This window comes from Dysosmobacter welbionis, from assembly GCF_005121165.3.
Lineage (GTDB): Bacteria > Bacillota > Clostridia > Oscillospirales > Oscillospiraceae > Oscillibacter > Oscillibacter welbionis.
Map to the genome: position 1 here is coordinate 3,007,118 of NZ_CP034413.3, position 20,495 is coordinate 3,027,612.

22 protein-coding genes and 1 pseudogene are annotated in these 20,495 nt (G+C 53.7%); 15 read left to right on the top strand and 8 right to left on the bottom strand.

Translation table 11 applies throughout. The annotated features are described in order from the left end of the window. Window positions 1-186: 186 nt before the first annotated feature. The 6 genes from EIO64_RS15755 to EIO64_RS15780 are packed head-to-tail and all read left to right on the top strand — an operon-like array spanning window position 187 to window position 5,753. On the top strand, window positions 187-1,533 hold the full coding sequence (locus EIO64_RS15755; RefSeq protein ID WP_119310749.1) for an acyclic terpene utilization AtuA family protein: 1,347 nt from the start codon (window positions 187-189) through the stop codon (window positions 1,531-1,533). Window position 1,534: 1 nt separating this feature from the next. Continuing rightward, window positions 1,535-1,843: an AtuA-related protein gene (locus EIO64_RS15760; RefSeq protein ID WP_119310750.1), complete on the top strand. Its 309-nt coding sequence runs from the start codon at window positions 1,535-1,537 to the stop codon at window positions 1,841-1,843. 14 nt (window positions 1,844-1,857) lie between these two features. Beyond that, the gene (locus EIO64_RS15765) at window positions 1,858-2,631 is read left to right on the top strand and encodes an N-acyl homoserine lactonase family protein (protein WP_119310751.1); all 774 of its coding nucleotides are present in this window, start codon (window positions 1,858-1,860) and stop codon (window positions 2,629-2,631) included. Between the two features lie 13 nt (window positions 2,632-2,644). Then, complete coding sequence (locus EIO64_RS15770; RefSeq protein ID WP_119310752.1) at window positions 2,645-3,445, top strand: N-acyl homoserine lactonase family protein; 801 nt, start codon at window positions 2,645-2,647, stop codon at window positions 3,443-3,445. Then, on the top strand, window positions 3,442-4,740 hold the full coding sequence (locus EIO64_RS15775) for a GntP family permease (RefSeq protein WP_119310753.1): 1,299 nt from the start codon (window positions 3,442-3,444) through the stop codon (window positions 4,738-4,740). The genes EIO64_RS15770 and EIO64_RS15775 overlap by 4 nt, the downstream gene beginning before the upstream one ends. A gap of 56 nt (window positions 4,741-4,796) precedes the next feature. Then, window positions 4,797-5,753 (top strand): 3-hydroxyacyl-CoA dehydrogenase family protein, encoded by a 957-nt coding sequence (locus tag EIO64_RS15780; RefSeq protein ID WP_158629817.1) that lies wholly within the window; start codon window positions 4,797-4,799, stop codon window positions 5,751-5,753. A gap of 294 nt (window positions 5,754-6,047) precedes the next feature. Here EIO64_RS15780 and EIO64_RS15785 read toward each other — a convergent pair whose 3' ends face one another. From EIO64_RS15785 to EIO64_RS15820, 8 genes are all read right to left on the bottom strand, one after another. After that, window positions 6,048-6,269: a hypothetical protein gene (locus EIO64_RS15785; RefSeq protein ID WP_119310755.1), complete on the bottom strand. Its 222-nt coding sequence runs from the start codon at window positions 6,267-6,269 to the stop codon at window positions 6,048-6,050. After that, window positions 6,269-7,447 carry a tyrosine-type recombinase/integrase gene (locus tag EIO64_RS15790; RefSeq protein WP_119310756.1) on the bottom strand — a complete coding sequence of 393 codons (1,179 nt, stop codon included), beginning with the start codon at window positions 7,445-7,447 and terminating at the stop codon, window positions 6,269-6,271. The genes EIO64_RS15785 and EIO64_RS15790 overlap by 1 nt, the downstream gene beginning before the upstream one ends. Before the next feature lie 128 nt (window positions 7,448-7,575). Continuing rightward, entirely contained in the window at window positions 7,576-8,517 is a 942-nt protein-coding gene (locus EIO64_RS15795; protein WP_119310757.1) for a tyrosine-type recombinase/integrase, read from the bottom strand. Window positions 8,518-8,616: 99 nt separating this feature from the next. Next, complete coding sequence (locus EIO64_RS15800) at window positions 8,617-9,486, bottom strand: relaxase/mobilization nuclease domain-containing protein (RefSeq protein ID WP_119310758.1); 870 nt, start codon at window positions 9,484-9,486, stop codon at window positions 8,617-8,619. 1 nt (window position 9,487) lies between these two features. Beyond that, window positions 9,488-9,742, bottom strand: coding sequence for a plasmid mobilization protein (locus EIO64_RS15805; RefSeq protein WP_455722576.1), 255 nt, complete (start codon window positions 9,740-9,742; stop codon window positions 9,488-9,490). Window positions 9,743-10,366: 624 nt separating this feature from the next. Next, complete coding sequence (locus EIO64_RS15810; protein ID WP_025543725.1) at window positions 10,367-10,726, bottom strand: AAA family ATPase; 360 nt, start codon at window positions 10,724-10,726, stop codon at window positions 10,367-10,369. A 9-nt stretch (window positions 10,727-10,735) separates the two neighbouring features. Further along, the gene (locus tag EIO64_RS15815; RefSeq protein WP_207754054.1) at window positions 10,736-10,873 is read right to left on the bottom strand and encodes a hypothetical protein; all 138 of its coding nucleotides are present in this window, start codon (window positions 10,871-10,873) and stop codon (window positions 10,736-10,738) included. Between the two features lie 53 nt (window positions 10,874-10,926). Next, window positions 10,927-11,073, bottom strand: a complete 147-nt coding sequence (locus EIO64_RS15820) for a hypothetical protein (protein WP_158629819.1) — start codon at window positions 11,071-11,073, stop codon at window positions 10,927-10,929. Window positions 11,074-11,268: 195 nt separating this feature from the next. On the opposite strand from EIO64_RS15820, the gene EIO64_RS15825 reads away from it, so the two are divergent. The 9 genes and pseudogenes from EIO64_RS15825 to EIO64_RS15860 all read left to right on the top strand — a co-directional run bounded on the left by EIO64_RS15825 (window position 11,269) and on the right by EIO64_RS15860 (window position 20,490). Next, entirely contained in the window at window positions 11,269-11,694 is a 426-nt protein-coding gene (locus EIO64_RS15825; protein WP_136891616.1) for a hypothetical protein, read from the top strand. A gap of 292 nt (window positions 11,695-11,986) precedes the next feature. Further along, window positions 11,987-12,388 (top strand): annotated as a pseudogene (locus EIO64_RS19280) (DUF6076 domain-containing protein). Window positions 12,389-12,527: 139 nt separating this feature from the next. After that, window positions 12,528-12,689, top strand: a complete 162-nt coding sequence (locus EIO64_RS15830) for a hypothetical protein (protein WP_158629820.1) — start codon at window positions 12,528-12,530, stop codon at window positions 12,687-12,689. Window positions 12,690-14,256: 1,567 nt separating this feature from the next. Further along, complete coding sequence (locus tag EIO64_RS15835) at window positions 14,257-14,934, top strand: helix-turn-helix transcriptional regulator (protein WP_158629821.1); 678 nt, start codon at window positions 14,257-14,259, stop codon at window positions 14,932-14,934. Between the two features lie 258 nt (window positions 14,935-15,192). Further along, window positions 15,193-16,239 carry a sugar ABC transporter substrate-binding protein gene (locus EIO64_RS15840; RefSeq protein WP_025543719.1) on the top strand — a complete coding sequence of 349 codons (1,047 nt, stop codon included), beginning with the start codon at window positions 15,193-15,195 and terminating at the stop codon, window positions 16,237-16,239. A 97-nt stretch (window positions 16,240-16,336) separates the two neighbouring features. Further along, window positions 16,337-16,798 carry a RidA family protein gene (locus EIO64_RS15845; RefSeq protein ID WP_025543718.1) on the top strand — a complete coding sequence of 154 codons (462 nt, stop codon included), beginning with the start codon at window positions 16,337-16,339 and terminating at the stop codon, window positions 16,796-16,798. Window positions 16,799-16,801: 3 nt separating this feature from the next. Beyond that, the gene (locus EIO64_RS15850; RefSeq protein ID WP_025543716.1) at window positions 16,802-17,776 is read left to right on the top strand and encodes a threonine ammonia-lyase; all 975 of its coding nucleotides are present in this window, start codon (window positions 16,802-16,804) and stop codon (window positions 17,774-17,776) included. A gap of 15 nt (window positions 17,777-17,791) precedes the next feature. Further along, the gene (locus tag EIO64_RS15855) at window positions 17,792-18,979 is read left to right on the top strand and encodes a Zn-dependent hydrolase (RefSeq protein ID WP_025543715.1); all 1,188 of its coding nucleotides are present in this window, start codon (window positions 17,792-17,794) and stop codon (window positions 18,977-18,979) included. Between the two features lie 5 nt (window positions 18,980-18,984). Beyond that, the gene (locus tag EIO64_RS15860) at window positions 18,985-20,490 is read left to right on the top strand and encodes a sugar ABC transporter ATP-binding protein (RefSeq protein WP_025543714.1); all 1,506 of its coding nucleotides are present in this window, start codon (window positions 18,985-18,987) and stop codon (window positions 20,488-20,490) included. Window positions 20,491-20,495 lie beyond the last annotated feature (5 nt).

The following is a 20,495-nucleotide window of genomic DNA, read 5'->3' on the forward strand; positions in this document are numbered from 1 at the left end:
AGTTTCACCTTTCCTCTGTAGAATGGGTTTATTCTATGAGTACAAATCCAGCCATCAAATTGATACCATTGTAACATTGAGTCCCTTTTTTCGCAATGCTAAATTATTTACAGAGGATACTAATTTGAGAGGTCCTAACAAAACCAGCCATCAAAAAATGACATTAAGAGGGAGGGATTTTTTCAAATGCGGACAATTCGCATCGGTTCTGGCGCAGGCTTCAGCAATGATCGGGTAGAACCCGGAATTGAATTGCTTGAGAAGGGACAGCTGGACTATTTCTGCTTGGAGTGTCTGGCAGAACGGACCATAGCCATTGCACAAAAGGAGAAAAATCTAGACCCCAACATTGGTTACAATCCTTATCTCGCATATCGTATGAAGAAGATCCTGCCTATCGCCGCGGAAAAACATGTGAAAGTCATTACCAACATGGGTGGCGCAAATGTTCAGAAAGCTGTTGAAAAAACCGCAGAGATTGCCAGAAGTGCAGGAATCTCCGGCCTAAAAATTGTAGGTGTGCTGGGAGATGACATTTTTGACCGTTTGGACCGGTACGCGGACTACCCCATTTTTGAAACTGGTGAGCGGCTTGGCGATTTGAAGAACAAAGTGGCCGCCAACGCCTATCTGGGCTGCGCCGGCATCGTGCAGGCTCTTAAGGACGGTGCAGATATCGTCATCACAGGCCGCTGCTCCGATCCCGCGCTGTTTCTCGGGCCGCTGGTATACGAGTTCAACTGGCCCATGGATAACTATGATCTGATGGGCAAGGGGACTGTTGTGGGACATCTTCTGGAGTGCTCCGGACAGGTCAGCGGCGGTAACTTCTGCGTGCCCGGATATAAGGATGTAGAAGATCTGTGGCATCTGGGGTTTCCCTATGCGGATGTCAGTGAGGACGGCACCATCGAGATCTCCAAGTTGGAGGGGACCGGCGGACGCGTAGACGTGCAGACCTGCTCAGAGCAACTGATTTACGAGATCCACGATCCCTCCAGCTACTATACGCCAGACTGTGTGGCGGACTTCTCCCAAGTCGCCTTTGAACAGGTCGGAAAGGACCGTGTTCGGGTAACAGGCGCTACCGGCCGCCCCCGGACCGACACGCTGAAAGTCAGTGTGGGATACAAAGACGGGTACATCGGGAGCTGCGGACTGAGCTTCGGAGGCCCCAAGTGTTTTGAACGGATGGTACTGGCTGTTCAGACCATGGAGAAGATCATTGAGACCTACTACCATCCTGCAGAGCACCGGGTGGATATTATCGGCTACAACTCCCTGTATCCCCGGGACCTGTCGGAGGGGTTCCCCGGCGGAGCCGAGCCGCTGGAGCTGCGGATGCGGGTTGCCGTACGCGATGCCGAAAAAGAGATGCTCACCATGATCTTCAATGAGGTGGATGCCTTTACTATTGACGGCCCCGCCAACTGCGGCGGTATGGAACGCCATATCACGGAGCTGGTCGCGGTGTTGTCTGTCCTGGTGCCTCGTGAAGATATCGAGATCTCTTATGTGGAGGAGGTTTTGTAAGATGAAGCTGCTGGAAATCGCACACTCCCGAACCGGCGATAAAGGCGATATCTCCAATATTTCTGTCATCGCCTACGATATGAAGGATTACGAGTTCATCAAAGAAAAAGTCACGGTTGAGCTGGTAGCCAAGGTATTTGCCGGATACTGCCGCGGGACAGTCACCCGGTATGAGCTACCCAAGATCGGCGCGCTGAATTTCGTCCTGACCAAAACCCTGGGTGGCGGTGTGACCCGCAGCCTGCGGCTGGATACCCACGGGAAGTGCCTTTGCTCCTATTTGCTGGATGTGGAACTGGATAACGTGTGAATGGAGGGCCAGCTATGAACAAACCAACCTATACCATCAAACCGCTGTACCTGGGCGAGATGACCAGGTATGAAAAATCCATGCACACATTCACCTTTGACTATGGTGTCAAGATGCACTCTCCCTATCTGGCCTTTTTGGTACAGGGTGATGGGAAGAACATTCTGGTGGACACCGGCCCCAAAAATCTGGAGGTCATTAAAAGATATCACAGCCATGTGGAGGCAGACGTGCCCCCAGAGGTTCACCTGCTCAAGGTCTTGGAAAAGCACGGACTGAAACCGGAAGATATTGACTTCATCATCTGCACGCATCTGCATTGGGACCACTGCCAGAACAATGACTGCTTCCCCAGCAAAAAAGTCTATACCCAGAAGCGGGAAGTCCTGTATGCCATCAATCCTGTGGAACTACACTGGTATACCTACGAGTCTCCGCAGTGCGGATTGACACCTGTCTGGGCTTCTGCCGGCACGAAGCTGGTTGTCCTGGACGGCGATGAAGAGATTATTCCCGGCATCGAAGTGTTCTTGACTCCCGGACACACTCCCGGTTCTCAGTGCGTACGTGTCAACACAGAGGATGGCTATTATCTCATTGCCGGCGACACAGTCAATATTTATGAAAACTGGGAAGGCAATGCCAAATACCACCATGTGCCTGCAGGTATCCATGTAGACCTGAGAGAGTATGAAGAGACCTTCAAAAAGATGGATAAGATCGATTTCAAGGTCATCCTTCCAGGTCATGATATGAAGGTGCTGGAGCACAGCGTATATCCCTACTGAGGAGGAGAACCATATGCTTACAACCTACAAGATTTTTCCCATATATCTGGGGGAAATTCCAGTACATGATAAGTCCAGCTTTACTTATATGGTGGATCCCGGCGTCAAAATGACTTGTCCATTCATCTCCTTTTTGCTTCTGGGCAGCAACGGTAGAAAAATCCTGGTGGACACCGGCCCCTGCGATGCCGAATGGGGTGCCAAGTATCATATGCCCCTAAATATTCCGGACGGGTGTGAGATCGTGGAGGTTCTGAGGAGAGACTTTGACCTTGCGCCGGGGGATTTGGACTATATCATCAACACCCATCTCCACTGGGACCACAGCTGCGGCAACCACAAGTTTCCTGGCAAAAAGATCTATGTACAGGCATCGGAATTGGAATATGCACTGGATCCACTGCCCATCCACCGTGCCACCTACGAATCTCCGCAATACGGTGTGGTGTCTAGCTGGATGCGAGCTAGGGATCAGCTGGTCACCGTGGACGGAGATACTGAGATTGATGACGGCATCCGCCTGATTTTGCTACCCGGTCATTCTGACGGTATCCAGGGTGTACTGGTCTCCACGGAGAACGGCCCGTATCTGCTGGCAGGCGACTGCATCAACCTGTATCAGAACTGGGAGGGCAACGGAAAGCTCCGGCACATCATCGGCGGGCTGCATTCCGATGTAAAAGCATATTTCAAGACCTATGAGAAAATAGAGGCGCTGGAACAGACAGAACATATCAAGATCATCCCTGGTCACGATGTACACGTACTGGATCACAAAGTCTATCCTGTATCCGTCGAGGAGGGTTCTGAATGAATATCCTGTTTTTATTATTGGCCATTGCACTGTTCATTGCGCTGGTTCTGAAAAATGTTCCCATCGTCATCGCCACGATCCTGTCCTCTATCTTTCTCTTGCTGACACAGCAGATGGACTTGTATGATGGAATTACCGCCACATACATGACAGGCTTTGGAGACTACGTAAGAGATTTCTTCCTATTATTTATGCTGGGTGCACTCTTTGGAAAGCTGGTGGAGATCAGCGGCGCGGCCAACAGCATCTCTACATTTATCTTCCGAGCCTTTGGAGATCGCTTTGCAATCATCGGCCTGATCATCATGGGCATTATCTTAACATTGGGCGGGGTCAACCTGTTTGTGGCCATGTTTACCATGTACCCCCTGGCCATGGCTATGTTCCGCAGGGCAGACATCCCCCGCAAGTTCTTTGCTGCCGCTTATTTTGTGGGCTGTGTCGGTGCGACGATGACCGCGCCCTTCACACCGTCTATCCAGAACGCGACACCCACTGTCTATCTTGGCACCACAGTGGCCGCCGCCGCTGTTCCGGGCATGATCTCTACTGTGTTGAAGCTGGTGTTTTGCACTGCTTATGTGATGTGGGTCGTCAAACGGGCCAAGAATCGCGGGGAACACTTTGAAGAGCTGGAGGGAGAGGCTCCCGCCACTGAGGTGGGTAAGGAAAGCTCTGGCCCCTCCGTGCTGGCATCTGTGCTGCCCATGCTGGTGATCCTGCTGGTGCTGAATGTGGCCAAGCAGCCCATTGTCACCTCCTTGCTGGCTGGTATTGTGGCAGCATTTGTGTTCTACTTCAAGCATATGCCCCACAGCCTGAAGGAGATCAGCGCCGAGGTGCAGGACAGTGTGTTCTCTGGGCTGAAGACGATTTCCATTACTGCCGCCGCAGCGGGCTACGGTGCTGTGGTCGCCGCGACACCGGCTTTCCAGGAAATTACAGACTTTGTCCTCAATCTGGACGGCAATCCCCTGCTGATCGCCGGCATTGCCACCATGCTGATGGCGGGAGTTATGAACTCCTCCTCCGGCAGTATGGCCATTGTCTGTCCCATCCTGGGTGAGAGGTTCCTGGCCATGGGTGTCAACGCCGAGGCGCTGCACCGGGTGATCGTGGTTGCATCCAGCACTCTGGATTCCACTCCGCAAAGCGGCTTTGTGTGCAATATCCTCAACCACAGCCACACCACTCATCGACAGGGCTACTGGCACGTCTGCGTGGTGTCCGTCATTGCGCCTATTGTTGAAACATTGCTGCTGATCCCTCTATGTGCAATGTTCGGCCTGGCATAACAAAAAATTGCGGCCTGGAATATCCAGGCCGCAACACATATCACAAGAGGTACAATATGATAAGAAAAGAAATCATTGGTGTTTACGGAACGGGTACCATTGGCTCCGGTCAGGCTACCTTGACTACAGGTAATGGGTATGCAGTTGTGGTAGTTGGACACTCCGCCAGAGGAATCAGCCGCTGCAAACGCGCAATTGAGCATAACTGGGATGATCTTATTGCCGAGGGTCTAGCGTCCGAAGAAAATAAGGCGGCAGCAATGAATCTGCTGATCTTTTCCGATGAATTGGAGGCGCTGAAGGACTGCACCTTTATTCTGGAAGCGGTATCGGAAGACCCGGATGTCAAGCGGGAGGTCTATGCTAAGATTGCCTCCATCTGCAGGCCGGATACTATTTTTGCATCGTGTACGTCTTCCATGGACGCGGACCAACTCGCAGCTGATATTCCCAATCCCGACCGCTTTCTGATTGCCCACCCATTTCAGCCGGTTCATCTGCAGCCGCTGGTGGAATTGGTGGGATGCAAGGCAACGAGCCCCTCTACGCTGCGGCGGGCCAAGGCGTTGATGGACTCTCTGCACCGGCAGACAATAATCCTCAACCACAGCGTTCCCGGGTTCATAGTCAATCGGCTGGCTCAGGCTCTGTATAGGGAATGCATTGACCTCATTGAGCGGGGAGTTGCGGAACCAGCCGATATCGACAGAGCTGTACGTTACGCCGTGGGTATGCGGTATGCATCCATTGGCCTGCTGGAATATTTCGATGCCGTCGGATATGAATTGGAGGCAGCCATCGCCGGAAATATCTATCCCACATTGTGCAATGCGAGATCTGTGCAGCAACTTGTGGCAGATGGAATTGCTTTCGGAAAAACTGGGCAAAAAGCCCGACAGGGTCTGTACATCTGGTCGGAGTCTGATCTGGAAGATTTTCGTGATCGCCTGCAACGCCCGTTTTTCACCCAGGTAAGAGAATGGGAGCTCCCAACTGGCACTTCTGACCAGTAAATCGTACAGTGTCATACGAAGACCACTATCCGGAAAACACCCGGAGTCATTGTGTTGCAACGGCTCTGGGTATTTTTGGAAATTTGGCAATTTTCCTAAAAAATGGCCAAAACCCACAAAATACCTAGGGCCCAACGACTTCCTGCTTGATCGCTTGATAACCCCATCTCTGTAGGCTATTGACCCAAATTTGGCTAAGCGTACCAAAACCGCCGAAAGCAATTTGCTTTCGGCGGTTTTTACGTTATAGAAGTTTCATATTTTGCGGTAGGGCGTTGGTACTTCTACAGCCCTCTATTCCGCCGGAGGAAACCTCCACGGCTCCGCCACATACTGGTACAGAACCGCACCGCAGTTCCGGCAGATCACATACTTCAGCCGGTTGCCCAGGAGTCCGTTCCGCCGGAAGGTCACGATGGCCTCATTTTGCTGCCAGCCGATCCCCAGGTCATACGATCCGCACCAGGCGCAATGGTTGACGGGAATCTGCGGCTGTTTTTCCTCTCTGTAGATCATTATATCTCCAACCCCTCCTGCAGCACCTGACTGGCTGCCTTTTTGTTCTTATCGAAAGCGTGTGTATAGATGTCCAGCGTGGTGGACGGCTGACTGTGGCCCAGCAGGCCCGCTACGGTGGCCACGTCGGCCCCGCCGGCGATCAGCAGACTGGCGTTGGTGTGGCGCAGGGAGTGGACATTCAGGGCAGAGGGCAGACCATGCTTCTTCAGAATCAGCTTGAACCGCCAGGTGAAAGTGGAGGGCGTCATGGGGAGCCGCTCTCCATGGCGGCGGAAGATGTAGTCTGAAGTCTCCAATTCCCTCCCATCATACGTCTCCGTTTCCCAGGCACACTCCCGCTGGAACTCTTTCAGCAGGGACTCCATCTCCAGTGAGAAGTACACGTATCGGTCCCCGGCCACAGTCTTTGTTTCCTTGACGATAATGTCCTCGCCGGTGACCTTTACCACATTCCGCTGGATGTGGATGGACCGCTCGTGCCAGTTGATGTCACCCCACTGCAGGCCACAGCACTCGCCACGACGCATCCCGGTTGCGATGATGAGTTTGAAGTAGGTCTCGTACTTGAGACTCTCTTCCTCCAGGGCGGAGATGATCCTTTGCAGGGTTTCCAGATCTGCGATCTTCTTTTCCGTTTTCCTCCCCGCATAGCGGTATGTCCGCCAGGCGGGGTTGTGATTCAGAAAGCCGCCCTCCATGGCATCGGAGAGGATCGTACACAGCGTTGCGTGTACGCCCTCCACGGTATGCTCGGAGAGCGGCCTTCCAGTTTCAAGGCTGATGACCTTTCGCAGATCCGCATAGAAGTTACGGAAGTGCTCGGGGCGGAGTTCTGCCAACTTGTAGTGCCCCAGAATCGGCAGGAAGCGGTCAATGTCCTGCCGGTCACGGGCCAGGGTGGACTTGGCCAACTTGCCGGGGGCGATCTCCCGGAGCCACAGCTCCGTGTACTTCGCCAGTGTGATGCTCCGATCCACTTCCTCCTGGGGAAGTGACCTGCACTCCCGCTCGAACAGGACCGCCTGCTCCTTCAACCATTTTTCCCGCTGTTTTGGGGTCAGACCCTCCGGTGGATGAACGGTTTTCTGCTTGGGCCTGATGCGATTGCCCTCGTAGTCATAGCCCATAGAGACCACCAGCAGGTAGCTGCTGCCCCGTTTTCGGATACTTGCCATGTTGTGTTGACCTCTCTTTCGCTGGCCTCACTCCAGTTGAGGCCGGTTTTGCAAACACAACATACCGCAAGTGGGGAAGTAAAGCTATTGAAACTTCCTGGAAAGAACATTTTCTACGAAAGCAACAATCAGGCGCTGCGGGATTTGGCGGGACACGCGGCGGCCAGATTGAACAGGACTTCGCCCTCCGGGCGGAGCATGGCGCGCATGGCCCCGGCGGCCTGCTCTTTCTGCTCCTGCTGCGGATGGCAGTAGGTGCGCTCCAGAAAGCCCGTGTCCGCGTGCCCTACCAGATCCGCCACTGTCTGCTTGTCCACGCCGGAGTGGAGCAGGGAGGTCACATAGTAATGGCGAAGCGTGTGCAGGTGATATTCCTTTGGAAATCCAATGGACTCATAGATTTTCCGCAGCCGTTTGGTGAAGGTATCCGGGTGAATGAGCTGCCCGAGGGCATCCGTGAAGAGATAGGGACCAAGTTCCCGATGCGCCAGCCGGGCTTCCAGCTGTTTCCGCCGGCGGTAGCTCAAAAAGATTCCTCGGATATCAGATGAGAGAACGATCTCACGGTTGCGGCCGTTCTTAGTAGAGCCTTCCACGACACCTTTTCCAGGGACAACGCTGCGGGAGCGGCTGATGGTCAGGAGCAGACCGCCTCTGCTGAACTTGAAATCCTCCCACTTGAGGGCGCACAGCTCCCCCCGGCGGCAGCCGGTACACATGGAGAGCAGATAGAACATCCGGTAGTGCCGAGGCTCCTTTGCCAGAGCATCCAGCAGTTTCTGAATCTCCACGGGGGAGGGAATGTACTGTGTAGTGCGGCGTGTTAGAGGCAGATCGATCATCCGGGCCGGGTTCTTCTGGATGATCTCATTCCGCTTGGCGTCGCTAAGGACAGCGGAGACCACAGTCAGGTATTTCTGCACCGTGGCCTCCCCAATGGGCTTGCCACGGTATTTCCGCTTCCGCAGTTCTACCAGCATATTCTCCAGAGCAATCGGCCGTAGCCGGTTCAACTGGATGGCCCCGATAAAGGGATACACCCTTCCAAGCATCCGCCGATAGCTCTCCAACGTGCTGGGGGCATACCGGACCTGCCGGGCTAGCCACCGTTCGGCGTACTCCTGAAAGGGCAGATTCCCGTCCTCGCTGTAACCAGATTTGAACTGCCGTTACAGTTCTTCCGCCTCGTGAGCCACATACTGCCGGATATCGCGCTTGGGAATGCTCTCCGGCACCCGGATAGTCTTGGCCCTGCAGATGTAGATAATCTTCTCTCGGATTCGGAACTCACGTTCCATGATCTCTTTCGTGTATTTCAATTCGTGGAGCCGGTCGTCCCGGCACTTCATGCCCTGGGGTGTGGTGTAGGTAATGGACTTCCGAGTGGCCGACCATCGAACTTGATACCCCTCGCTCTCCATCAGGGAGATGAAGTCTTCCCTGGTAGATGCGAACCGCATACATTGGTCGATGGCATTCATGAGTCGGAATTTCCAGCTCTCGCCCTTGGCGGCAGAGCGATACTCCCGGGTGTCCATCCACTTCTGCTGGACCTGCTTCTGCGGAGGTGGAAGGATCGACAGATGGTGGGCGGCGCAGATCTCATCGTTGGCCAGCCGATGGGCCTGCAGGTCGGCGGCACTCTGGTGGAGCTTGCGGCCGTTCTGGAAGCTGACACTGTTTACGATCAGGTGGCTGTACAGAATGTCGGTGTCGATGTGAGTCGCCACCAGCACCTCGAAGTCTGGAAACTTCCGCTGGGCCAACTCCAAGCCAATAGCATGTGCCTCCTGGGGCGTCAGGCCATCCGTTGCCGCAAAGAATTGGACGAAGTGGTAGTACTGCCAGCCATCTGTTTTAACGAACCGCTCCTTGGTGAGCTGTATCTCCTGCCACGCCGTCGGGGCAGTACAGTTCCAGCCTGACACCAGCCGATGTCCTTCCCACAGCGTTTTTTCGTCCTGTCGGATGTACTGAAGCACTCCGGCGAGCGCGCCCCGGCCACCGCCCCGGTTCTTGATGGTGGTGAAGGTAGCCATCTCAGTTCACCTCCCGCAGCAGATGGCAGAGCTGCCCACAGATCGCTTCGTACTTGTCCGCTAAGGCGTCGCCGCGCAGAATCGTGACCTTGCCCATGTTGGCCAGGGTGGTGAGCTGGTTCAGGTTCCGCCCCTGAGCCTTCAGCTCGGAGAGCACCTTGTCCAGCCCCTCCACCTGCACGATCTCCTTACCCAGGCCGCAGAGGCACAGGCAATCGGTGACGGTTTTGTTTACGCTTTTCGCACGCGCCTGGATGACGGCCTTTGTCCGGGGGCGTCACTCGGAGCGTGATGATTTCCGTTTTCTTTTCTCTCGGCATTCGTACTCCTTTCAAACTTTCGCCCCAACCAAACGAAAGTCCAGCGAAGCGGGTTTCGTTTGGAGAGGAGACACAGCGGAATGAATGCGCCCTGCCGCTCGCGGCGGGGCAAATGATATGGAGCTTGTGTCGACGAAGGGGCTGGGGGCGGGGCAGGGCCCCGAAACTGCGGCCGGTGTATAGCCCCGGACGCGATGCTTGCCCTCCCATATGGGAGGTTTTTCCCTGCCGGAGCTGTGAACACCACACCCAGCAAATTATTCATATGGGTCGATGGTGACGATCTTTTCGGTAGCGAGATCATCGACACCATCGACACTTTTCAGGCAGATGAGTCTGCCTCTGCTCCACCTGCGAAATGACACGACGATGCCACTGTTCCTTAGAGCCCCAATGTTTTTCCAAATTTGATGGGAGAGGCTGTTGCGTGTTAGCCCTTCGAGGTCGGCAGGATCAATCTTTTCCAGCAGCGCCTTGGCAGAGACACAGATCTCCGATTGTTCCCATAGCAAGGCGGAGAGAAGAAAGACAATCCGACTATTGGACGGTTCCGCTTCCGCTCAGTTGTCCCTGAGCAGATTCCAGATGTGACTTTTACCATCGAACTCCAGGAATAGCTCCCGGTAGATGATGTCCCGGCCGGTACAGTAGAGGGTGGCGGCGTTCTCTCCCCGCCTGCGCTTGCGGAGCACGAAGTTGGAGCCTGTGGCGCCACTCAAGCCTGTGATGCCGGAGATCATGTCCATAGGGTCGTCATCATTCAGCTTCCGCAGGTGATGGATCAACAAGACGGCAATGTAGTGCCGGTCTGCCAGATCTTTGAGGACACCGATGTCCTGGTAGTAGGGATTTGTTTTGTTCCCAGCCGCGCGAATGCGCTGGAGGGTATCGATGACTACCAGACCAATAGCCGGATGCACTTTGAGAAACTACGCGATCTGTTCCACCAGTCCGCTGTGGAGCTGCTCCGCCATCATGGCGAAGTGCAGCGACGGAGGCGTGAGATCAAAGAGCAAGCTCTGGATACGCTGGAAGCTGTCTTCCAGGTAGAGGTAGAGACTTCGCACGGGTATATAGCGAAGCTCCAGAGCGATTTGCCCTGTGCGGCACAGAGACATATCTACAGGGCCAGCCGGGACTTGCCGATCTTCGGTGCTCCTGCCAGCAGGTGGAGCCCCTGGGGCAGCAGGTCTCCTCCACGACGAACCAGAGGGGCATGGGGAATGATCTGCTGGGTATCTGCATTAATGGTATTCAATTTTTTCATCCGAAAATCTCCCTTTCCCCAAAATAAAGGCGCGGATCGACGGCCATCGATCCACGCCCTCTACACCAGAGAAAATGTCTTGAGTCTGAACAACCCTGGGAATATCCCCCTGGGAGAATTGATAGCAGAGGCACTGAACATCTCTCCGGAGGAGTACCATGAGCTGCAGCAGATGCTGGATAGGGCAATGACAGCATGGACCGCTATGAGGAAGATCACTGGATACGGGATTGGTTCGATGCCAACGAGGAGATGATCCTGCTCCATGACGCCCTGTGCTGCCGCCAGATATTTCGACTGATCCAAGAGAAGGATGAGATCCTATCAGAAGCGAGAACATTCCCGGAGCAGAATTCTCTTTTCCCAGAAGAAGATCTGGAACTCGGAGAACGGGACAGAGAGGGCCTGGCCGCAATCGGAGCATATAAAGACTACTTGGAGTACCCAGAGGACTATGGTGGGGAAGATCACATCGTCTATCAATTTGGCGATGAGTATTATACTTCGTCTGTTCCTCGAACGCCGATACCGCCGGAGTCACCGGAAAAGACGAGGGCGCTGTTGGTTGCCTATGGGCAGCTGAACGTGAAGTGGGCCGCCTATAAAAAATATTATATATAACTACAAAAGACTCCTGGAAGACATCGCGTCGGTCTGTCAGACACTTCGGGCGTTCGTTCGTATGGGATTCTCGTCGCTGGAAAAGCTGACGCCCAATAACTATGTGGCATCACTGCATGAATTTTTGTTTCATGAGCGAGCCCATAAGTGGGTTACAAATCCCGCGGAAGGGACCGGATTTTACACCTACATGGATGACGTGCGGATTCATCTTCGCCTCCAGGAAACGGCTCCTGGCTCCGGCGCATTCAAAGTCTACGAGTACTAGTTGGCAGACCTCCTCCAGACCATGATGAAGCTGGATTTCTATAAGGCACTGGAGGCCGGGCACCTAATCCGCAGGTGTGAGAACGGTGGACGGTATTTTCTGCTGTAAAAAGGTTACCACATCAGATATTGCGACCTGCCCAACTCCACCAACCCCAAGTACACCTGCGCCCAGCTGGGCTACCGGATCAGAGGCGTCAAGGAGGAGGCGGAGGACAGTTCGCTGTCCCAGGATCTTTACCACTGCTATCAGCGGATCGACAAGGGTTGGTCCCGAGGTGCCATTACAGCGGAGGAGCGAAAGCTGCTGCGAGAGAAAGCACAAGAGATTTACCGCGTAGCAAGAACAAAACCGAGTATGTTCTATGAGGCATTTAACACATCTCTGTCTAATAAGAAACTGTATCCGCTCTGTGCCGTTCAGTGAAAAAGCAGATCCAGAGGAAGAAAAAGAACGTTGATCTTTCATCTTGGAAGGAAGTGGGCGGTGGCCTGTGACAAACGAGGAACTGTATCAGAAATGTCGGATCGGTGACTCCACCGCCTTTGAATAGCTCCACAGACAGATGGAAAACTTCATCCGAAGAATTGCTCTGGATGCGGCTAGGCATTTTGAATGTACAGACACTGCAGCGACATTGCTGATAGAAGCTCTATGTGCCGAAGGAAACCTGGAGTTGTGGGATTGGATTCAGGTCGGCAGCCATGATGAGCATGCGGGAAATTAACCACCTATCTCAACCCCTTTTGCGGGGAAGAATGTACTGCTATCTGAAGACTAATTTGGGCGTCATAGCTTTGAGCAAGGATGAGATGGAACGTGTACGACTACCCCAGAAACTCTGCCATGCGGAGGGAAAGGCCATCGGCGAGATCGCGACACTGTTATATATCTCCGGGATGTCAGCCGCAAGACTGGTCGGATACCATATCCATTTCCTATCTGTATTTGATTTGTAGAGGGAAGGCGAGGAGGGTGATCCATTTGAGTAACTAGAGGAGCATGAGCAAGGAACGTCTGTGGAGCAGATCGTCTACCAAAAGGTGCACCTGGAACTGCTGGAGCTACTGCTCTGCTTGCTAAGCGTCAAAAACCGCTCTATTCTGGGCCACACCTTCGGGGGTATACGGCTATGAACAGCTATCTGCTGATGAAAACTGGGCCTGCAGGAGATGCTCTCCTCCGATAACATGACAAAGGCGAGAAAGACAGTCTTGGGGCACCTGCGCCAACGCTGTCCCGGAAGTGATCTCCACCGCTGGCGCAGGGCCTTCCGGCTGATGAGGAATGCGAGGGCAGGAGATTCCACTGCCTGTCTATCCTATCCGGTGTGGTGGGGGAAATAATCCATCCGTGAAGATGATTCGGAAACCTTCTTGCCGACTCCCACAGCCGTCCGCATCGGTCTTGGGATTGAAGTTACTGTTGCCGTCGTAGACACACAGGTAGGGATACTGACAATAAGGGAGAGGTGGAGCCACGCGGCTCCGCATCCTTTTATATTTAGCTTTTTTTGTTAAGCACCATCTGATTTTGTTGTAGATCGGCCATCCGGAGAAGCAGGGCATGACGTTCCATGGGCTGGCCATCTGGATGAACTACAACGGCCCCAGTGGAGTGGAAAGGGCATTCAAGCGTGTTATCCCAAAACTGAAACAACACGTCCACGGCGGAGTGTGGCCGGACATCCAGAGACCTCTCCAGAAGGCACAGCAGGAGTTCTGTTACTGCACGCCACAAGAGACATGGATCAAATAACAGTGGAATCTCGATATAAGAGTCAAGGTCTAGTTGTTTTGCACGGAAGTCAATCCTAGAGACTGCCTTGGTACATTTGTGGAAAAACTTTGAGCCGAGCAGGCATTGGCAGAGAGACGTTGGCGCCATTGGTATTGTGTATTATATAGGACGGTTGCGCTCTGCTCCATGTAATTTGTCCGGTGTTTTATGGCTGTGGGACAGGTGCTTCATCATCTTCAGGCGATCCTATTTTTTTGCGGGGGTGTAAACAAGAACTCTACATGGTTATCAGAATAGGCAGCATAGGTGTGGTCCTGCTTGGGGAGCCCTTGCAGCATTGTCATTTATTGTAAACAATGGATTGTAAAATTTGTGCGTTGATGTTAAAATATAACTAACACATTGGTGAGAACAATACACTTTTTGTTCAAATATGCAGCGGCTGGCGATATTTCTTTGCGGTCAGTAGATGAATCAAGTGTTTTGCTGTGGAGCACCAAAGTGAAACTACAGGCCAATTTGGCATGGGATTATCAGAAAGGAGAGAAAACGGAATGGAGTCCATGAATGAGGAGAAAGAACTGTTGGAACACGTGATGAAGCTGATGGCAGAGCATTTCGGGAAAAATTGCGAGATCGTGCTTCATGATTTTATGGCGCCTGACAACCATACAATCATCGGAATTGAAAATGGGGAGGTAACGGGCCGGGAGATTGGCGGATGCGTTACGAATCTGGGCTTGGAGATCCTCAACGGAAAACCGGCGGAGGATGCATTCAATTATGCCACCTATGCTGAAAATGGGCATCTTCTGCGGTCTTCCTCCATCTATTTTCACAACAGCGCTGGACAGCCCATCGGTTCCCTGTGCATCAACACGGATATTACGGATACCACGTATTTTGAAAAGATGCTGCGGGAATACAACAATACCCACGACTATGAAAACAGGGAAGATGCTTCTCCGAAGGAGGTCTTCATGCCGGACGTCCATGAGCTGCTGAATCGCCTGATCGACCAGTGCATCCAAAAATATGGAAAGCCTCCGAAGCTCCTGACCAAAGAGGAAAAAATTCAGTTTATCGCGGATCTGGATATGAAGGGGGCCTTTGTGATCACGAAGGCCAGCGATCGCGTCTACTCGCTGCTTGGGATTTCCCGATACACATTCTATACATATCTGGAGCAGGGGAGGAAAATGCGTGGGGAAAGCCGGACTCCTGTAGAATAAAATGTTTGTCTAAAAGACACATTTTTTGTCTTGACATAGAACGGATTATTGTGTTAAAATACAATCAAACTTAAAACGCAGAAATAAGAACAACGGTAGAGACGAATCCGATCATGTTTTCCTCTCAAAATTGAGAGTTTATTTCTGCGAATTTTTTTACCCTTTGACAAAACAGAATGTCTGTATAAAAAACATAAAGTATGTCTGCTATCAGAGGCCAACTTCTGAAGCATATAAAAACTGACAGGGGGAAAAACGATGAAAAAATGGTTTGCTCTCGCTCTTGCGGCAATGATGATGCTCGCAACACTGACTGGATGCGGCGGTACCGAAAGCGGAGGCACCCAGCAGACCCAGGAAACAGACCAGGGTCAAAGCTCCTCTGAGACCGACACCGTAGTTTACCCGGAGATTCCTGCGAAGACCGGCAGTCTGACCATTGGTATTTCGACAAACGCGCTCTCCAATATCCACAACCGGCATATGTTTGAGGGACTGAGAGAAGAGGCGGAGGGGCGCGGCCATACTGTCGTCACGGCAAACGCCAATGGTGACCCCACGCAACAGGCCAACGACATTGAAAATCTGGTGCAGGCCGGATGCGATGTCATCGTCGTTCAGAACGCGGACAACTTCTCTCTGAAGAATGCGGTTCAGGAGGCCAGAATGGCAGGCATCCGCGTGATCTGCGAAGACACCGGCTGGATTGACGGCATCGACGCCATGTTCCTGCTGAACAGCATTGCTGTCCAGGCAGACATTAACATGATCCTGGCGGCTGAGGTGGGCTTCAGCGGCAAGATCATCACAACGGGGCATCAGGACAACTTTGCTTTGAGGGCTGGCTCCTACATCCATGACGCATTTGTAGAAGAATATGGATTTGATGTTGTAGCTCATGTACAGACAACCTTCCCTGGTACGACCGAAGTGACTTATAACGGCGTAGACTCTGCGCTGACAGCCAACCCCGATGTGGTTGCGATCTTCACATCTCAGGATCTGGAGGCCATGGGTGCGATCCAGGCTTTGAAGGAGCACGATCTCTATCCTCAGGTAAAGTGCATAGGCGTTGACGGCGAGGTAGACATCCTCAATGATATCAAGGCCGACGGCTCCTGCATTGCCACGGTGGTGTCCGATCTGGACAGCGCCAATGTCAATGTCGTAGATGCCTGTGAGGCGTTGATGGCCGGCGAGGATGTGGCGAAGTACCACGAAATCCCGTACGCCGTCGTCACAAAAGAAAATGTGGATGAGTTCCTGGAGAAGGCTACTGCTGAGGCTGAGAAGTACGCGGAATAAGGCTGATATAGAGAACATTGGGCCGCCCTGCGCTCCGGAATGGGGCGGCCCGATGCCATCTATGAAATATTTTTAGAAAATGAAGGGGAACTGACCAATGAGCGTGTATGAGAATTTGAAAGAACATGGGATCGAGCTGCCCAAGCAGCTGGCTGCGGCCGGACTCTATAAGCCTGTGAATCAGGCCGGGAATCTGGTGTTCATCTCCGGCCAGGGCAGCATGGTGGATGATACGAAGATCACCGGCCGTGTGGGCGCTGACCTGAGCGTGGAAGAGGGCGCCGCAGCTGCGCGGATCTGCGCGATCAACACACTGGCCGCGCTGGAGGCCTATCTGGGGGATCTGAACAGGGTGAAGCGGTGCGTGAAAATCCTGGGTTTCGTGGCCAGCACAGATGATTTCCATGAGCAGGCGCAGGTCATCAACAGCGCGTCTCAGGTCTTTATAGACGCCTTTGGAGAAGAGGGGCGGCACGCCAGATCCGCCATCGGCTCCAACGCCCTGCCGCTGGGCTTGGCCGTGGAAGTGGAATCCATCTTTGAGATCGAGGAGGCCTGAACAATGCTGGGAAGGGATGTTAGCCCTGTAGAGATCGCGGACATTTTCGCGGCAGAACAGAGACTCCGGAAAGTCTTTCCGCCCTCTCCGCTGCTGAACATGGAATTCCTGAACCAGCAGCTGGGTGCGCAAGTCTGGTTGAAAGCGGAGAACCTTCTGCCGTCGGGGGCCTATAAATACCGCGGCGCCATGAACAAGATCACTTCTCTGATCGAGCGGTACGGCAAGGAGCTTCGGATCGTCACAGCTTCCTCCGGAAATCATGGCATGGCTTGCGCACTGGCCGCCCGGAATCTGGGGGTCCAAGCAAATGTCGTGGTTCCCGTGTCCACGCCCCAGATCAAAAAGGACAGCATCCGCGCACTGGGGGCCAATTTGGTGGAAGTCGGCGCGACATATGACGAGTCCTTCGTCTCTGCCTGTGAACTGGCAGAAAAAGAGCATCTGTACTACGTGCACCCCACCTCTGACCGGTATACTGTGGGCGGCCAGGGGACCATTTCCCTGGAGATTCTGGACCAGTGCCCCCAAGTAGAGCAGATCGTGGTGCCCATCGGGGGCGGCGGCCTCATCACGGGGATCGCTCTGACCATGAAGACGCTGAAGCCCTCCGTCAAGATCTATGGTGTGATGCCGGCAGGGTCGGCTGTCTATGTGGAATCCCGTCGGCAGGGCCAGCTGGTGACGCTGGATCACTGTTCCTCTATGGCGGATGCAGTTGTACGGAAAACCGGCGAGGAATACCTGTATCCTTACATTGAAAAATATGTGGATGACATCTTTACAGTCACGGAGGACAGCATCCGGCAGGCGGTCAGAACAGCGTGCTTGTATGGAAAGCTGACGCTGGAGGGCTCCGGTGCCCTGGCCTTGGCGGCGTTGCTGGAGAAAAAGTGTCCGCTCAGTCCCGGAACGGTTCTGATCTGCTCCGGTGGAAATATCGACAAAGCTGTTTTGGACCTGTGTATGCAGGCTTGAGAGGAAATGATGGCTATGATGACCGTGAATGGCCAGCGGCTCCAAGCACATCTTGAGGCCCTGGCGGATATTGCCCGAACCCCGGACGGGATTTGCCGACTCTCCTATTCTGACAGCTTTTGGAAGTCCAACGCCTATGTGGCGCAGCTGATGCGGGAGGCTGGCATGAGCGTCACCACCAATCCAGTTGGAAATGTGGTGGGCACTTATCCTGGCAGGTCTCCGACAAAGATTACCATAGGCTCTCACATCGATTCTGTAGTAAATGGCGGGATCTTTGACGGCTGCCTGGGCGTTCTCGCGGGGATCGAAGCGGTCCACACCTTATCTGAAAAGGGGATCGTCCCCGAACACAGCATCGACGTGGTGTCCTTTGCCGAGGAGGAGGGCATTGTGATCACCGGACTGATCGGCAGCCGTGCTTACTGTGGGTTGCCACCCACAGAGCCGGTGCTAGAGAAGATGGGGGAGTTCGGATTTACCCTTCAGGACTTGGCAGAGGCGAAATACACGGGAGACATCGATTACTCCCTTGAGCTGCATATTGAGCAGGGCGGTGTGCTGGAGTCCCAGAAGAAGGATATCGGCGTGGTCCGCTCGATCATTGCCCTCCGGCGCTATATCGTGGAGTTTGCGGGCGTGGCCAATCACGCCGGCACGACGCCCATGACGCTGCGGAATGACGCGTTGGTCAAGGCGGCCAGGTTCATCATGCGGGTCCGCCAGGTGGTCATGGAGACCGACCCCCACATGGTGGGTACGGTAGGGCATCTGGAGGTGCAGCCCAACGCCATGAACGTGGTTCCGGGCCGTGTGGCTTTGACGCTGGAGCTACGGGGACTGCGGGAGGATCTGCTGGAGTCCGTTTATCAGATGCTGATGGAGGAGTTCCGGAAGGACATCGTCTCCTGCCGGCTGACGATGGAACAGCCCTGCTTCCATATGTCGGAAACCGTGCAGCAGAGCGTCCGGAACGCGGCCCAGAAGCTGGGACTTGCGGCGATGACTATGGACAGCGGAGCCGGTCACGACAGCATGAGCCTCTCGCAGGTGACGAGGGTCGGCATGATTTTTGTCCCAAGCGTCAAGGGAATCAGCCACAGCAAAGAGGAGTTCACGACGTGGGACGATGTGACCAATGGAGCAAATGTCCTCTTGCACGCCCTGTGTGACATCGATCGCCTTGAAACACCCGGGAGGTGAATTTTTTGAGCGAGAAAAACGACTATATCATTGAGATGCACGGCATCCAGAAGAGCTTTGGCGGCGTCAAGGCGCTGCGTAACATTGATCTGCAGGTGAAGCGCGGAAGCTGCCACGCCCTTCTGGGCGAGAACGGCGCTGGCAAATCGACCTTGATGAAGGTCCTGACCGGTATCATTGCAAAAGACAGCGGAAAGATCCTGCTCAATGGGGAGGAGGTCCAGATCCAGAGCCTCCGCCATGCAGAGGAGCTGGGCATCGCCATCGTTCCGCAGGAGCTGTCCTTTATCAGCTATTTTACGGTGGCGGAAAACATCTTCTATGGCGAAGAGCCTACACGTCCTCTGCCTCTGCTGATCGACTGGAAAAAGCTGTATACCGCCTGTGATGAGAAGCTCAAAGAGCTGAAAATCGATCTGCCCAGCAAAATGCAGGCCGGAAAGCTGAATGTCTCCGATCAACAGATGATGGTCATCGCTCGCGTACTGGCAAAGAATGCCAACATCATTATCATGGATGAACCGACGGCGCGCCTTGGTCATGGAGAAGTGACGAAGCTGCTGAAATATATTCAATATCTGAAAACCTGCGGGAAGACCATTATTTACATCTCCCATCGTCTGGAGGAAATTTTCGAGATCTGCGATACCATCACAGTCCTGCGCGACGGCGAGACGATTCAGACCGCTCCCACCTCCCAGATGGACAGCGACAAGCTGATCAACCTGATGGTCAACCGGCAGATCAAAGTCAACACCACCCGGACCCGGAAGAGCAGCATCGGCGAGACCGTCCTCTCTGTAAAGGGACTTTCGAAAAAGGGTGTGCTGCGGGACGTCTCGTTTGAAGTCCACAAGGGTGAGATTTTGGGGATGTTCGGCCTGGTGGGCGCCGGTCGGACAGAAGCGGTCCGCGCCATGCTGGGGGTTGACCGGTATGACACGGCGGAAATCCGGTTGGACAGTAAGCCCGTCGTATTCAAAAACATCGGACAGGCCCTAGCCGCTGGCGTCGCGCTTGTGCCGGAGGAGCGGCGGAAGCAGGGGATCCTTCCCAACACGCCGATTTACAAGAATGTGTCCATCTGCAATCTGAAGGCGCTGTCGCGTCTGGGCCTGATCGACAAGAAGAAGGAACTGGAATACGCCAAGCACTGCACGGAGATACTGGGCGTCGCCTGCTCCTCCGTATTCCAGAATGTGGGAAATCTCAGTGGCGGTAATCAGCAGAAGGTAGTCATTTCCAAGTATATTGACCGCAATATCCGCGTGCTGATCCTCGACGAACCCACCCGCGGCATTGATGTCGGTGCGAAAGATCAGATTTATGAAATCATTGAGGGCCTGGCACAGCAGGGAATGGCAGTGATCGTGATCTCTTCTGAGATACCGGAGTTGCAGCTGATGTGCGACCGCATCTGCGTCATGAGCCAGGGGAAAGTGACGACCGTGATCGATCGTTCTGAATTTGCGGATTCCGATAATATTCTGCGGAATGCAATCGGAATATGAGGATA